Here is a 14,163-nt window from a genome sequence, read left to right as displayed (position 1 = left end):
GGGGACGCCTGGCCGTCCCCGCAAGTGTCGTCTGTGCCGCGCGGCGAAAGCCGGACGGCGCACGGTGCTCCACGTCCACCCAAGCTCTCCGGGACGCGCATGAACGTCTATATTCTGCAGGTCATCAACGGCGTCGGGATCGGCATGCTGTATTTCCTGCTCGCCGTCGGGTTATCCATCATCTTCGGCCTGCTGCGCTTCGTGAACTTCGCGCACGGGGCCTTCTATGTGCTCGGCGCGTATTGCTGCTACCAGGCGATGCAATGGGGCCTGTCGTTCTGGCTCGCGCTGATCGTCTGCCCGATCGTCGTCGGCGCCCTCGCATGGATCGCCGAGAAACTGCTGCTGTCGCGCATCTACGAAAAAGCGCACGAGTTTCACATCCTCGTCACGGTCGGCCTGGCGCTCGTCGTGCAGGAACTGGTCATCATCGTCTGGGGCCCGCTCGGCGATAACGTGGCCGTGCCCGCGGCGCTCGACGGCGTGGTGATGTGGGGCAGCTTCATCTATCCGAAGTACCGGCTCTTCCTCATCGGCTTCACCGTCGTGTTCGCCGCCGTGCTCTGGTGGCTGCTCGAAGGCACGCGCCTGGGCAGTGCGGTGCGCGCGGGCAGCGAGTCGTCCGAGATGGTGTCGCTGCTCGGCATCAACGTGTTCCGGGTGTTCAGCCTTGCGTTCGCGCTCGGCGCGGGCACCGCCGCGCTGGCGGGGGTATTGGCGGCGCCGGTGCGCGGTGTCGACCCGTTCATGGGGATCGAGGCGCTGGGCATCGCCTTCGTGGTGGTCGTCATCGGTGGCATGGGCAGTTTCGCCGGGGCGCTCGTGGGCGGCCTCGTGATCGGTATCGTGCAAAGCCTGATGAGCACGATCTGGCCGGAAGGCGCACGACTGATGATCTATGTGGCGATGGCAGCGGTGCTGCTCATGCGCCCGCACGGCCTGCTCGGGAGGGGATGATGCTGGTACGTTACCGTTTTTGGCTGCTCGCCGCCGCCGTCACGCTGATCCTGCCGGTCACGCTGTCCTCGGGCACGCTCGCGACTGAAGTGCTCATCTACGCGCTGGCCGCGCTCGGTTGCAATCTGCTGCTCGGCTACACCGGTCTGCTCTCGTTCGGCCAGGGCATCTTCTTCGGCCTGGGCAGCTACACGCTGGGTATTCTGCTCACGCGCTGGGCGCTGCCCATGCCGCTCGCCGTGGTCGCATCGATCGTGTTGGGCGCTGCGGTCGCGGCCATCGTCGGCAGCTTCGCGATCCGGCAGAAGGGTACCTACTTCGTGATGCTCACGCTGGCGTGCGCGCAGATGTTCTACTTCGTGGCCTACACCGCGACGGACTGGACGGGCGGCGACAACGGGCTGCTCGACATCCCACGCCAGTCGCTCGCATTGGGCGGCAAGACGCTGATCCCGCTCGAGACGCCCTGGCAGTACTACACCTTCGTCGCCGTCGTGTTCCTGATCGTCTTCGCGGGGCTGTTGCGCGTGGCCGATTCCGTGTTCGGCCGCACGCTGCTCGCCATTCGCGACAACGAGGCCCGCGCGGCCGCCGTCGGCTATCACGTGAAGACCTTCAAACTCGTGGCCTTCGCCATCTCGGGTGCCGTCACGGCCTTGGCCGGTGCGTTGCACGCGCTCATGACGGGCATCGCACCGCTGTCCAACATCGAGTACCACTCGAGCGAAATGATCCTCGTGATGACGGTGATCGGCGGCACGGGTAATCTCTTCGCGTCAGTGCTGGGCGCGGCGTTCTACGTGCTCGCCGCCGATTGGCTCTCCACGCTCTGGCCCCGCTGGCTGCTGTTGCTCGGCCTGCTGCTCATCGCCGTGAGTCTGTTCATGCATCGCGGACTGTGGGGCGTAGGCGAATCGCTGTGGTGTCGCATCACTGGCAAGCGCGGCGGGCCCAACGGCAAACTGGATACGCAGGGAGACCCGACATGAGCGACGCTCTCATCGAAGCCGCCGGCATCGTCAAACGCTACGGCAAGTTCACCGCGCTGCACGGCGTCGATCTGCGAGTGGCCCCCCGCACGGTGCACTCGGTCATCGGCCCGAACGGCGCGGGCAAAACCACGCTGTTTCACATGCTCACCGGCACGGTGCCCGTCTCCGGCGGGCGCATCCTGTTCGACGGTCACGACGTGACCACCGAAGCCGATTACCGGCGTGTCCAACGCGGCATTGCGCGTTCGTTCCAGGTGACGGCGCTCTTCCAGAACCTGTCTGTACGCGAAAACCTGCGCCTGGCCGCGCTGGGCGTGACGCCGCGCCGTGCGCTCTCGTGCTGGCGCAAGGCCGACGGCCCGCGCGCCTGCGCGTCCGTCGTTGACGACGTGCTCACGCGGCTCGCGCTCACGCGTCATGCCGGCACCGCGGCGGGTGCGCTCTCGCACGGGCAGCAACGCCGTCTCGAGGTGGGCATGGCGCTCGCAGCGCGTCCCAAGGCGATCTTCCTCGACGAGCCGACGTCGGGCATGGGCATCGACGATCTCGACGACATGAAGCAGCTCATTCGCGGCCTGCGCGACGATCACACCGTCGTGCTCATCGAGCACAACATGAACATCGTGATGGACATCTCCGACACGATCACCGTCATGCAGCAAGGGCGCGTGCTCGTCGAAGGCAAGCCGGATGCCATTCGCGCCGACGACCGCGTGCGCGCCGCCTATCTCGGCAACATGATTACCGGAGGCCGCGCATGATTCTCGACGTCGCAGGCATTCACAGCTATTACGGCAAGAGCCACATTCTGCAAGGCGTCACGCTGAGCGTCGGCGACGGCGAACTCGTCACGCTGCTCGGTCGCAACGGCGCGGGCAAGTCGACCACGCTCAAGACCATCGCGGGCGTTGTACCGCCCAAGGCGGGCAGCATCTCGTTCCTGGGCAAGCCCGTCGCCGGGCAACCGGCGCACCGAATCGCCGCGCGCGGCGTGTGCTTCGTGCCCGAGCATCGCGGCATCTTCAAACTGCTCACCGTCGAGGAGAACCTCAAGCTCGGAGCCCGACGCGATTCGCCGTGGCAGCTTGCCGACATCTATCGCATCTTTCCGCGGTTGCAGGAGCGTCGCAAGAACGGTGGCGCGCAACTCTCCGGCGGCGAGCAGCAGATGCTGGCCATCGGACGCGCGCTGATGAATCACCCGCGCCTGCTCATGCTCGACGAGCCGGTCGAAGGGCTCGCCCCGGTGATCGTCGAGGAGATCGTGGCGCAGTTGAAGCTCATCAAGCAAGCCGGCGTCGCGATCCTGCTCGTCGAACAGAATCTGGAGGTCTGCACACAGCTCGCCGACCGGCATTACATCGTCGAGCAAGGCGTGATCGTGTACGGCGCGGACAACGCCGCGTTTCTCGCCGACGAGGTCGTCAAGGACCGTTACCTCGGTGTGGGCGTGGCTTGAGCCGCGCGGCCCCAATTTCCCCCAAAGCGCGCCGCCACGCCCCCATGCGACGGGGCGAGCGCGCCACTCTGCCAACGCAGGCGTCAGCGCGATCGTCGCGGCGTCTGCCCTGAAGGACTGATGAACATGGAACGTCTCGATCAACCGGCAGCCGCAGTACGCGTCGACGGCGCGCGCCTGTGGGACAGCCTCATGCAACTCGCGCAAATCGGCGCGACCGAGAAGGGGGGCGTGTGCCGCCTCGCGCTGACCGATCTCGACCGGCAGGGTCGCGATCGGTTTGTCACGTGGGCCGAAGAGATCGGCTGCACGGTGCGTGTCGACGCGATCGGCAACATCTTTGCGCGGCGCGCCGGCCGCAACGACGCGCTGCCGCCCGTCATGACCGGCAGCCACATCGACACCCAGCCGACCGGTGGCAAGTTCGACGGCAACTACGGCGTACTCGCCGGGCTCGAAGTGCTGCGCACGCTCAACGACAACGGCATCGTGACCGAGGCCCCGCTCGAAGTCGCCGTCTGGACCAACGAGGAGGGGTCGCGTTTCGTGCCCGTGATGATGGGGTCCGGTGTTTACGCAGGCGCCTTCACGCTGGATCACGCGCTCGCGCAGAAAGATCGCGACGGTGTCAGCGTCGCCGACGCGTTGCGCGCCATCGGCTACGCGGGCTCCGCGCCGGCGGTGGGTCAAGCGGGCGCGGTCGGCGCGTACTTCGAAGCGCACATCGAGCAAGGCCCGGTCCTCGAAGCGCATGGGAAGACGATCGGTGTCGTGCAGGGCGCACTCGGTCAGCGCTGGTACGACGTAACCGTTACGGGCATGGAGGCCCACGCGGGCCCTACGCCCATGGAACTACGCCGCGACGCGTTGCTCGCCGCCGCGCGGCTGATCCAGGCGGTCAACCGCATCGCCTGCGAGCACGCGCCCCATGCGCGCGGCACCGTGGGCTGGGTCGACAACTATCCGAATTCGCGCAACGTGATTCCGGGCCGCGTGACGCTCTCCGTCGATCTGCGCGCGGCCGACGACGCCACGCTCGACGCGCTCGACGCCAAGCTGCGCGCCGAGTGCGACGCGTTGCGCACGAACGGCATCGACGTCGCCATCGAGCCGGTCGTGTACTTCCCGCCGCAGCCGTTTGCGCCGGCACTGGTCGACGCGATTCGCTCGGGCGCGCAGGCACTCGGGCTGTCGTCGATGGATGCCATCAGCGGTGCGGGGCACGACGCGGTCTATCTGGCGCGCGTCGCGCCGACGGCGATGATTTTCGTGCCGTGCAAGGACGGCATCAGTCACAACGAAATCGAAGATGCCGATCCGGTGCATCTCGAAGCCGGCTGCAACGTGCTGTTGCAAGCGATGTTGCAACGCGCGGGAGGTGCCGCATGAAAGTGATGATCGCGCGGATGAATCACGAAACGAATACATTCTCGCCGGTGCCCACACCGCTCGACGCCTTCGGCCCGCTAGGACCCACGTATGACGAAGCGGCCTATCGCGACAACAAGGGCATGCGCACGGCAATGGCCGCGTTCATCGATCTCGCCGAGGCCGCCGGGGCGCAGATGGTGACCCCCGTCAGCGCTGCCGCCAACCCGAGCGGTCCGGTGGCGGCGAGCGCCTACGACGCCCTGTGCGACCGGATTGTGGCTGCGGCGAGCGGCGTCGATGCGATCCTGCTCGACCTGCATGGGGCGATGGTCGCGGAAAACAGCGACGACGGCGAGGGCGATCTGCTCGAGCGCGTGCGCGCCGCCGCGCCGGATACGCCGATTGCCGTTGCGCTCGACCTGCATGCCAACGTCACGCAAAAGATCGTCGAGAATGCCGATATCGTCGTGGGGTTCAAGACGTATCCGCACATCGACATGTACGAGACAGGCGAGCACGCCGGCCGTCTGCTCTTCGAAAGGCTCGCCGGCAAACGCCGCCCTCGCGTGGTGTGGCAACAACCGCCGTTGATGGTGCATACGCTATGCAGCACGAGCCACGGGGGTGCGATGAAGCGCGCGCTCGACGCCGCGCGGCGTGCCGAAGCCGACGAGGGTATTCCAGCCGTGTCGGTGTTTTCGGGCTTTTCGCTCGCGGACATCCCCGCGCCGTGCATCAGTGTGGTCGTGACGGCGGGCGACGGGGAGAGCGGCGTGGCACATGCCCAGGCCGTCGCTGACCGTATCGCCGCGCAGATATGGGAGGCGCGTGACGAGTTCGTCTACCGCAGCGCGCCGCTCGTCGATTCGATTGTCGAAGCGAAGCGTCTGGCCGACGGCGCCGACAAGCCGGTGTTGCTGCTCGATCACAGCGACAACTGCATGTCGGGCGGCACGTGCGACACGATGGACGTGCTCGAAGCGGCGCTCGCGGCCGGGCTCACCGGCATCGGCGTCGGTCCGCTGTGCGATCCGGAAGCGGTCGCGACGTTGATCGCCGCAGGCGAGGGCGCCGAGGTGACGCTGGCCGTCGGCAACAAACGTGCGCTGACGCAATTGGGCATCGTCAAGACACCGCCGGTGCTCACCGGCATCGTGCGCAAGATCGGCGACGGCGAGTATGTCGTGAGCGGTCCGACCTATACGGGGCAACGCTGCTACATGGGCCGCACGGTGCTGTTCGATATCGGGCCGGCGCGCATCGTGGTGACGGAGCGCACGCACGAGCCGTGGGACCACGGCGTGTTCACCTGCGTGGGCCTCGACCCGCGACGCGAGCGCTTCCTGCTGCTCAAGTCCCGCATGTACTGCCGTCCGGTGTTCGTGCCGATCTCCGCCGGGCTGGTCGAATGCGACAGCGACGGCGTGACGAGTTCAAATTACGCGCTGTTCCCGTTCTCGCGCGTGAATCGTCCGGTGTATCCGCTGGATCGGGAGGTGAAGTTCGGCGGATGAGTACACGGTGGCGGGCCTTTGCGGCCCGCCACCGCTCAACCTCCCCCACAAGGAATCCCGTCAATCGGGCACTCTTCAGTTCCGGGTGTCGAGCGGGTGATAGCCTCGACTTTGCGCTGTGTGCCTTGCGGGTCGGTGACCCAATCGCGGTAGAACCCGAACGGGCAATCGGCGACGCCGTTCGCGCTTTCGCCGGAATGGATCGTCCCGGTGTATCCGCGGTGAAGCAGCTTATACAGATGGTTTTGCGACTGCATGTTCTTGCGCGCGTCGCGAATCGCGCTCACGGACAGTTCCGCGTATTGCACGCCCATCTCTTCCTCGCCGCATTCACCGAGTGTGCGGCCGTCGAAGCCGACGATCGCCGAGTGGCCGAAGTACGAATACACACCGTCCCAGCCCGTCGCGTTCGCGACAGCCACATACGTGTTGTTCATCCACGCCATCGCCTTCGCCACAAGCACCTGCTGATCCTTGGCCGGATACATATATCCCTGACAACGCACCACCAGCTCCGCGCCGTTCATCGTGCAATCCCGCCAGATCTCCGGATAGTTGCCGTCATCGCAGATGATCAGACTGATCTTCAGCCCCTTCGGTCCCTCCGTCACGTAAGTGCGGTCGCCGGGGTACCAGCCCTCGATCGGTGTCCACGGCATGATCTTGCGATACTTCTGCACGATCTCCCCGCGATTGTCGATCAGCACCAGCGTGTTGTAAGGCACCTTGTTCGGATGATCCTCGTGCCGCTCACCCGTGAGCGAAAACACCCCCCACACATTCGCCTTGCGACATGCCGCCGAGAAAATATCCGTCTCTTCGCCCGGCACCGTCGCTGCGGTGTCGAACATCTCCTGCCGGTCGTACATGATCCCGTGCGTCGAGTACTCGGGAAAGATCACGAGATCCATACCGGGCAACCCCTGCTTCATGCCGACGACCATGTCGGCGATCTTGCGCGCGTTCTCCAATACCTCCGCCTTCGTATGCAAACGCGGCATCTTGTAGTTGACGACCGCAACGCCCACCCCGTCGCGGCTACTAGAAATATCTCCATGTCGCATGAGTCGCTACTCCTTCAAAACTCGCGGTTCCGACGCACGGCCCAGAGGCCCCGGGCCGTAACAAACCCTTCCAAGAGAATCAATGGCTGATCATCCATGGCCGTCCTGCCGGCCGCTTCAGCCCGCCCGTTGCCGTGGACGTCTGCCCACTCGCCCCCGCCAGCGCCACCTTGCCGCCGGCGCAGCAACTGCACCCTGGTCGATGACGCGACGACGGCCCGTCGCCCGAATGACGCGGGGCATGTGCCGCCCGCTCGTTCGTGGCGTGCGCCGCACGACTCGCACCTCCCATCAACGCAAGCGATGGCGCCGTCATCACGCGCGTGCCCTCGCCCCCACAATCCGGGCAATGGCACGGCGTGTCGCGATCCGCCATGCGCCGCATGACAGCGAACGGTCCGCACGTCGCACATTCGAAGTCATAAATCGGCATCTCCGCCTCCTGTTGTCCTATGTCGTGAGTGATGCTCGTGACGCACGCCGCGTCAGCCCTTCACCAGATCCGGCGAACACGGTATGTCGACACTGCCCGTCACGTGACGAATCGGTCCGTCGGCATTCGGACGGATGTCGAAGTCGAAGATCTGCGTGGGCAACCACAGCGTCGCACATGCATTCGGAATGTCGACCACGCCACTGATATGCCCCTGCACCGGCGCACAACCGAGCAACGAGTACGCCTGCGCTCCCGAGTAACCGAACTTCTTCAGATACTCGATGGCGTTCAGGCACGCCTGACGATAGGCGACCGTGACATCCAGATAGTGCTGCCCGCCCTGCTCGTCGACGGAAATACCCTCGAAGATCAGATAGTCGTTGTACGCCGGCGTAATGGGACTCGGCTGGAACACCGGATTGCGAATGCCGTACTTTTCCATGCCGCCTTTGATCACGTTGACACGCATGTGCACCCACCCCGCCATCTCGATGGCGCCGCAGAACGTGATCTCGCCGTCCCCCTGACTGAAGTGAAGGTCGCCCACAGACAGGCCTGCGCCATCGACATACACCGGAAAGAAAACCTTCGACCCGCGCGAGAGATCCTTGATGTCGCAGTTCCCACCATGTTCGCGCGGCGGCACCGTGCGCGCGCCTTCGGCGGCCGCCTTGTTGCGCGCGTCGCCCGTCAGCTTGCCCATGTGCGCCGTCGCGGCGAACGGCGGGTTGGCAAGCGGCGGCACGCGGTCCGGCGCCGTCGCGATCAGGCCAACCTCGCGCTCGTTCCATGTCTGAAGCAATGTCGGATCCGGCAGACAGCCGATCAGTCCCGGGTGAATCAGTCCGGCGAAATTCACGCCCGGAATATGCCGCGAACTCGTGTAAAGCCCGTGGAAATCCCAGATCGACTTCTGCGCATGCGGAAAATGATCGGTCAGAAAGCCACCGCCGTTCGTCTTCGAGAAGAAGCCGTTGAAGCCCCACTGACTGTCCTGCTTCGCACCGATGTCGAGCAGATCGACGACCAGCAAATCGCCGGGCTGCGCACCATGCACGCCCACCGGCCCCGAAAGAAAATGCACGATCGACAGGTCAATATCGCGAACATCGTCGGCGCTGTCATTATTCTTGATGAAGCCACCGGTCCAGTCGTACGTCTCAAGAATGAAGTCGTCGCCGGGATTCACCCAGCACGCCATCGGAATGTCCGGATGCCAACGGTTGTGCACCTGCTCGTTTTCGTACGCGGATTGGTTCAGGTCGACCTTGATGAGAGTTTCGGCCATTGCATTCGCTCCTGGTTTCAAATGCCGGCGCCAGACACCGGCGATCAATGACGCCACGCGGCGTCGGATTACACGGAGAGGTATTCGCGTATGCGCCCGGCATCGCCGGCGTCGCGCGTGCTCTGATGAACGAAGCGCCCACCCTCGATAACGAACAATCGGTCCGCCACGTCCATCGCGAAACTCAGCACCTGCTCGGAAACGACGACGGCGATGTTGCGCGTCGCTCGAATGTGATTGAGCGCCCGGGCAATGTCCTTGATGACGGACGGCTGAATCCCCTCGGTCGGCTCGTCGAGCAGCAGTACCTTGGGATTGGTCGCGAGCGCGCGCGCAATGGCGAGCTGTTGCTGCTGTCCGCCGGAGAGATTGCCGCCCTTGCGGCGGCGCATGTCGAACAGCACGGGAAACAACGCGTAGAGATCGTCGGGAACGGACTGGCTCGCCGCATTCTCGAGCCCGGTCTGGATGTTCTCTTCGACGGTGAGCGATGCAAAGATCTGACGACCCTGCGGAACGTAACCGATTCCCTTGGACACGCGCCGGAAGCTCTCGTCCCTCGATACGTCGACACCGTCCACACGAACGGTGCCGCGATTCGCGGGCAACATACCGATCAACGACTTGAACAACGTTGTTTTTCCCATCCCGTTGCGGCCCATCACCGCAACGCTTTCGCCGCTGGCGACGGAAAAGCCGATGCCGTGCAGCACCTCGCTCTGGCCATAGCTGACGACAAGATCATCGACTTCCAACATGATGTGTCCCCCGATCAGTGTCCGAGATAAACTTCGATCACACGCGGGTCGGATTGCACCTTGGCCATCGGGCCCTCGGCGAGAATCTTTCCCTGGTGCATCACGGTGACCTTGTGCGCGATCCGCTCAACGAAAGCCATGTCGTGCTCGATGACGATCATCGAGCGGTTGCGACAGATTCGATCGAGCAGATCAGCCGTCAGTTCGCGCTCGCGCACGCTCATGCCGGCAATCGGCTCATCCAGCATCAAAAGTTCGGGATCCTGCATAAGAAGCATACCAATTTCCAGCCACTGCTTCTGTCCGTGCGAGAGCAAGCCGGCTTCGAGGTCGAGCGAGGCCGACAGACCGATCTCGTCGGCAACCGATCGGACACGATCCGCAACCTCGCTATCCGTGCGGTAGAAAAGCGCGCCGAACACGCCGCGCCCACGCGGGAACGACACTTCGAGGTTTTGCGCGACGCTCAGGTTTTCGTAGATCGACGGCGTCTGAAACTTGCGGCCTATGCCCCTGTGCACGCGTCTGAACTCGGCCAGTCGCGTGATTTCCTCGTTGCGAAACTTGATGCTGCCCGCCGTCTCCTTCGTCTTGCCGCAGATAAGATCGAGCAGCGTCGTCTTGCCGGCGCCGTTGGGACCGATCACGACGCGCAACTCACCCCGCTCCAGATACAGATTCAGCGAATCGATGGCCTTGAACCCGTCGAACGAAACGCTGAGGTCTTCTATCGCCAGAAGAAAGTCGGTGTTGCTCATACCTTTCCCTCCTTTTCTGTCGCGCTGCCGGCGCCGAGAAATCGGCGAATTCGCGGGCGCACATGCGCCTCGAAAAGCCCCGCCAGACCGTTCGGGAAGGCCATCACCACGCCGATGAACATGGCCGCCATCAGATACAGCCAGAGATTGGGGAAACTCTCGGAGAACCAGCTTTTGCCCAGATTGACGAGAATCGCGCCGTACACCGCGCCGACAAGCGACATACGTCCGCCGACCGCCGCATAAATCACCATCTCGATGGACGGCACGATGCCCACGAACGACGGCGACATGAAACCGACCTGAAGCGTGAACATCGCGCCGCCGATCGCAGCGAGCAACGCGGCGAAGCAGAATGAGAACACCTTGAACATCGAGACGTCATAGCCCGAGAACCGCACGCGGTCTTCCTTGTCTCGCATGGCCAGCAGCAGCGTACCGAGCTTGCCGCGCTGCACCCACCGGCACACCAGCAACGCGACGATCAGCAACGCCGCGTTGACGAAGTAAAGAACGAGCTTCGCGTGGTCCGTGCGAATGTCCCAGCCGAGCAGCGTGCGCAGATCGGTGATGCCGTTCACCCCGCCGGTATATCCCTGTTGGCCGATGATAAGCACCGACAGAATCAGCGCCACGGCCTGCGTGATGATCGCGAAATACACACCGCCGACCCGCCGTTTGAACATGGCGTAACCGATCACGAAGGCAAGCGCCGTCGGCACGACAAGCACCGCGACAATCGAGAACGGCAGAGAGTGAAACGGCTTCCACATATCGGGCAGCGCGGTAAGCTGATTCCAGTCCATGAAGTCCGGAATGCCCGGGGTGGTCTGTGTACTCGTGGCCGCGGCGCTCGACGATTCGAGCTTGAGAAACATGGCCATCGCATAACCGCCAAGCCCGAAGAAGACGCCCTGCCCGAGGCTTAGCACGCCGCCGTAACCCCATGCGATCACCAGTCCGATGGCGACGAATGCGTACGTCAGGTACTTGCCCATGAGGTTCAGGCGAAACGCGTCGAGCGCGAGCGGAAACACGACGACGATGAGCACGGCCAGAATCACGATGCCCGCGTAGCCTGAAGCGTCGAAGCGCGCCAGCGTTGCGCGCCAGCCGACGCTCGGGACGGGAGCCTCGGAGCGGAGGGAGACGCCGCCCGCCGAGGTTTGGATGGGTTCCATGTACATCTCTCCATACAGAGGAATCGGTCGACGACCGGGACACCGGCACACCGGTGGATCACGCGCGCCGGACTTTCGAGGCGAACAGGCCCTGCGGGCGCAGCATCAGAATGACCACCACGGTGAGGAGCGTCGCCACGCGGGCAATCGAACCGGAAAGGAAAAACTCGCTGATCGACTGCATCTGTGCAATGCCGAAGGCCGAGGCCACCGTACCGAGCAGGCTCGCCGCGCCGCCGAACGTCACCACCAGGAACGAATCGACGATATAGAGCGAGCCGCTGGTCGGCCCTGTCGACCCGATGGCCGTGAACGCCGCACCAGCAACGCCGGCGATGCCGCAGCCGATTGCGAATGTCATCCGGTCGGTGCGGCGGGTATTGATGCCCGCCGCGTTCGCCATCGGCCGGTTGGCGACGGTCGCACGCACACGCAGCCCCCAGCGCGAGCGGTACAGCGCCAACAACAGGCCGCCCGTCATGACGAGCGCAAGCGCCATCACGAACATGCCGCTCACCGGAATGTCGAGACCCGGCGTCGGCTCCCACGACCCCATGAGCCAGTCGGGCAACACCGGGCTGACTTCTTTCGGTCCGAACGTTGAACGGAACACTTGCTGCATACCCAGACTCAGGCCCCAGGTGGCGAGCAACGTGTCGAGCGGACGCCGGTACAGATGTCGGATCAGCGCCCATTCCGCCAGCCATCCCGCCCCAAAGGCGAGCACGAAGGCGGCGACGATGGCGAAGAAGAAATACACCGGCGCGAATATCGGCCAGACGTTCTGGGTGACCCACGAGAACATGTAGACGCTATAGGCGCCGATCGTCATGAATTCGCCGTGCGCCATGTTGATGACGCCCATCTGCCCGAAAATCACGGCCAGTCCGAGCCCCATGAGCAGCAGAACACTGAACAGGCTCAGTCCCGCAAAGCCTTGCATCAGCGTGATATTGAGAATGTCGTTGGCGGACATCTGACGCTCCTCGCGCAACGACCGTCCGGTCGTCGCGCCTGTGCGAGTTGAGGGATTACATGTAGCCCTTCGGGAACGGATCCGGGTGGATCGGCTCCGGCGAACTCGCCACGACCTTGAACTGTCCGTCCGCCTGCCCTTCGCCGATCAGCGATCGGCTCCACAGGTGATGGTTCGGGTCGACCTTCGCGTAGCCCTGGGGTGCGTTGGGCAGTTCAATGCCCGCTGAGGCAGCGACGACCTTGTTCACGTCGAAGCTGCCCGCGCGCTCACACGCGGTCTTCCAGATCCAGGGACCGAGGTAGGCCGCCTGTGTCACGTCGCCGATCACCGATTTCGCACCGTAGCGCGCCTTGAATGCGGCGACGAACTTTTTGTTGTTGTCGTTATCCAGCGATTGGAAGTACTTCATCGACGAGTAGAAGCCCGCGAAGTTTTCGCCCCCAATGCCCAGCACTTCGTCTTCCGTGACGGAAAGGGTCAGCAGGAATTGCTTCTGGGGCGTGATGCCCGCTGCCCTGAGTTGCTTGTAGAACGCCACGTTCGAGCCGCCCACCACCGTCGCGAAAATGCAGTCGGGACGCGCGAGCTTGATCTTGTTCATCAGCGAATTGAACTCGGTCGTGCCGAGCGGGTAATACTCTTCGCCGACCACCTTCGCGTGAAGATGCTGCTCGATATGACGGCGCGCGATCTTGTTCGACGTGCGCGGCCAGATGTAGTCGGAACCGATCAGGAAGAACGACTTGGCCTTCTTCGTGTTCGACGCCCAGTCGAGCGCCCAGAGAATCTGCTGCGTGGCTTCCTGACCGGTGTAGAAGACGTTCTTCGACTGCTCCAGACCTTCATAGAACGTCGGGTAGTACAGCAAGCCGTTGTCCTTCTCGAACACCGGCAGCACCGCCTTGCGCGAGGCCGACGTCCAGCAACCGAAAACGGCCGCGACGTGGTCGCTCTCGAGCAGCTTCTTGGATTTCTCGGCAAAAGTCGGCCAGTCGGACGCACCGTCTTCCTGAATGATGTTGATCTTACGTCCGAGTACGCCGCCCATCGCATTGATCTGCTCGATGGCAAGACGCTCTGCCTGAATCGAGCCCGTCTCGGAAATGGCCATCGTGCCGGTTGCCGAATGCAACTGGCCGACCGTGACCGTGGTGTCGGTCACGGCGAGACCGGTGGTGTTTACCTTGGCCGTGGGCGGCACCTGTGCGAACGACGTTCGCGGCAGGCCCAGCGCCATGAGCGGGGCCGCGGCAAGGCCGCCGAGCAGCCGCCTGCGCAGCGGCGAAGCCATGCGCTCGTCATCTTCGAATCGATCGTCTGCGGACATCACGTTCTCCTGATCATAGGCCCTGTGCAAGAAGCGCGGCGGGCGGGTTTCACGGGTTTGAACGCAATGTAGGGAGCCA

14 protein-coding genes are annotated in these 14,163 nt (G+C 63.9%); 6 read left to right on the top strand and 8 right to left on the bottom strand.

All coding sequences use genetic code 11. From position 1 onward, the window contains the following. Positions 1-99 precede the first annotated feature (99 nt). From PCE31106_RS00310 to PCE31106_RS00285, 6 genes are all read left to right on the top strand, one after another. The gene (locus PCE31106_RS00310) at positions 100-957 is read left to right on the top strand and encodes a branched-chain amino acid ABC transporter permease (protein ID WP_017235692.1); all 858 of its coding nucleotides are present in this window, start codon (positions 100-102) and stop codon (positions 955-957) included. Next, complete coding sequence (locus PCE31106_RS00305) at positions 957-1,946, top strand: branched-chain amino acid ABC transporter permease (RefSeq protein WP_150562500.1); 990 nt, start codon at positions 957-959, stop codon at positions 1,944-1,946. Before PCE31106_RS00310 ends, PCE31106_RS00305 begins: the two co-directional genes overlap by 1 nt. Next, on the top strand, positions 1,943-2,710 hold the full coding sequence (locus tag PCE31106_RS00300; protein WP_150562000.1) for an ABC transporter ATP-binding protein: 768 nt from the start codon (positions 1,943-1,945) through the stop codon (positions 2,708-2,710). The genes PCE31106_RS00305 and PCE31106_RS00300 overlap by 4 nt, the downstream gene beginning before the upstream one ends. After that, positions 2,707-3,408, top strand: coding sequence for an ABC transporter ATP-binding protein (locus PCE31106_RS00295; protein ID WP_150561999.1), 702 nt, complete (start codon positions 2,707-2,709; stop codon positions 3,406-3,408). Before PCE31106_RS00300 ends, PCE31106_RS00295 begins: the two co-directional genes overlap by 4 nt. 126 nt (positions 3,409-3,534) lie before the next feature. Then, positions 3,535-4,797, top strand: a complete 1,263-nt coding sequence (locus PCE31106_RS00290) for a Zn-dependent hydrolase (RefSeq protein WP_150561998.1) — start codon at positions 3,535-3,537, stop codon at positions 4,795-4,797. Continuing rightward, positions 4,794-6,293, top strand: a complete 1,500-nt coding sequence (locus PCE31106_RS00285) for a M81 family metallopeptidase (protein ID WP_150561997.1) — start codon at positions 4,794-4,796, stop codon at positions 6,291-6,293. The genes PCE31106_RS00290 and PCE31106_RS00285 overlap by 4 nt, the downstream gene beginning before the upstream one ends. Before the next feature lie 35 nt (positions 6,294-6,328). Here PCE31106_RS00285 and PCE31106_RS00280 read toward each other — a convergent pair whose 3' ends face one another. The 8 genes from PCE31106_RS00280 to urtA form a co-directional block, all read right to left on the bottom strand. After that, positions 6,329-7,357: an aliphatic amidase gene (locus PCE31106_RS00280; protein ID WP_150561996.1), complete on the bottom strand. Its 1,029-nt coding sequence runs from the start codon at positions 7,355-7,357 to the stop codon at positions 6,329-6,331. Positions 7,358-7,436: 79 nt separating this feature from the next. Further along, positions 7,437-7,790: an FmdB family zinc ribbon protein gene (locus PCE31106_RS00275; RefSeq protein ID WP_150561995.1), complete on the bottom strand. Its 354-nt coding sequence runs from the start codon at positions 7,788-7,790 to the stop codon at positions 7,437-7,439. Between the two features lie 52 nt (positions 7,791-7,842). Next, on the bottom strand, positions 7,843-9,081 hold the full coding sequence (gene fmdA, locus PCE31106_RS00270; RefSeq protein ID WP_150561994.1) for a formamidase: 1,239 nt from the start codon (positions 9,079-9,081) through the stop codon (positions 7,843-7,845). Between the two features lie 68 nt (positions 9,082-9,149). Then, a complete protein-coding gene (gene urtE / locus PCE31106_RS00265; RefSeq protein ID WP_017235683.1) occupies positions 9,150-9,839 on the bottom strand; it encodes an urea ABC transporter ATP-binding subunit UrtE in 690 nt (229 codons plus the stop codon). A 14-nt stretch (positions 9,840-9,853) separates the two neighbouring features. Further along, entirely contained in the window at positions 9,854-10,597 is a 744-nt protein-coding gene (gene urtD / locus PCE31106_RS00260) for an urea ABC transporter ATP-binding protein UrtD (RefSeq protein WP_150561993.1), read from the bottom strand. Next, positions 10,594-11,778 carry an urea ABC transporter permease subunit UrtC gene (gene urtC / locus PCE31106_RS00255; protein WP_150561992.1) on the bottom strand — a complete coding sequence of 395 codons (1,185 nt, stop codon included), beginning with the start codon at positions 11,776-11,778 and terminating at the stop codon, positions 10,594-10,596. Before urtC ends, urtD begins: the two co-directional genes overlap by 4 nt. A gap of 58 nt (positions 11,779-11,836) precedes the next feature. Then, on the bottom strand, positions 11,837-12,754 hold the full coding sequence (urtB, locus tag PCE31106_RS00250; RefSeq protein ID WP_017235681.1) for an urea ABC transporter permease subunit UrtB: 918 nt from the start codon (positions 12,752-12,754) through the stop codon (positions 11,837-11,839). A 55-nt stretch (positions 12,755-12,809) separates the two neighbouring features. Continuing rightward, positions 12,810-14,084, bottom strand: a complete 1,275-nt coding sequence (gene urtA / locus PCE31106_RS00245; RefSeq protein ID WP_017235680.1) for an urea ABC transporter substrate-binding protein — start codon at positions 14,082-14,084, stop codon at positions 12,810-12,812. Positions 14,085-14,163: the final 79 nt, after the last annotated feature.

This window comes from Pandoraea cepalis (assembly GCF_902459665.1).
Classification (GTDB): Bacteria; Pseudomonadota; Gammaproteobacteria; order Burkholderiales; family Burkholderiaceae; genus Pandoraea; species Pandoraea cepalis.
This window is presented reverse-complemented; position numbering and strand designations above follow the sequence as displayed.

Bases quoted from the DNA above. Each gene is read 5' to 3' on its own strand.
- PCE31106_RS00310 (WP_017235692.1), top strand. From the start codon at position 100: ATGAACGTCTATATTCTGCAGGTCATCAACGGCGTCGGGATCGGCATG.
- PCE31106_RS00285 (WP_150561997.1), top strand. From the start codon at position 4,794: ATGAAAGTGATGATCGCGCGGATGAATCACGAAACGAATACATTCTCG.
- PCE31106_RS00305 (WP_150562500.1), top strand. From the start codon at position 957: ATGCTGGTACGTTACCGTTTTTGGCTGCTCGCCGCCGCCGTCACGCTG.
- PCE31106_RS00290 (WP_150561998.1), top strand. From the start codon at position 3,535: ATGGAACGTCTCGATCAACCGGCAGCCGCAGTACGCGTCGACGGCGCG.
- urtD (WP_150561993.1), bottom strand. From the start codon at position 10,597: ATGAGCAACACCGACTTTCTTCTGGCGATAGAAGACCTCAGCGTTTCG.
- urtE (WP_017235683.1), bottom strand. From the start codon at position 9,839: ATGTTGGAAGTCGATGATCTTGTCGTCAGCTATGGCCAGAGCGAGGTG.
- PCE31106_RS00275 (WP_150561995.1), bottom strand. From the start codon at position 7,790: ATGCCGATTTATGACTTCGAATGTGCGACGTGCGGACCGTTCGCTGTC.
- PCE31106_RS00280 (WP_150561996.1), bottom strand. From the start codon at position 7,357: ATGCGACATGGAGATATTTCTAGTAGCCGCGACGGGGTGGGCGTTGCG.
- urtB (WP_017235681.1), bottom strand. From the start codon at position 12,754: ATGTCCGCCAACGACATTCTCAATATCACGCTGATGCAAGGCTTTGCG.
- urtC (WP_150561992.1), bottom strand. From the start codon at position 11,778: ATGGAACCCATCCAAACCTCGGCGGGCGGCGTCTCCCTCCGCTCCGAG.
- PCE31106_RS00295 (WP_150561999.1), top strand. From the start codon at position 2,707: ATGATTCTCGACGTCGCAGGCATTCACAGCTATTACGGCAAGAGCCAC.
- PCE31106_RS00300 (WP_150562000.1), top strand. From the start codon at position 1,943: ATGAGCGACGCTCTCATCGAAGCCGCCGGCATCGTCAAACGCTACGGC.
- fmdA (WP_150561994.1), bottom strand. From the start codon at position 9,081: ATGGCCGAAACTCTCATCAAGGTCGACCTGAACCAATCCGCGTACGAA.
- urtA (WP_017235680.1), bottom strand. From the start codon at position 14,084: ATGTCCGCAGACGATCGATTCGAAGATGACGAGCGCATGGCTTCGCCG.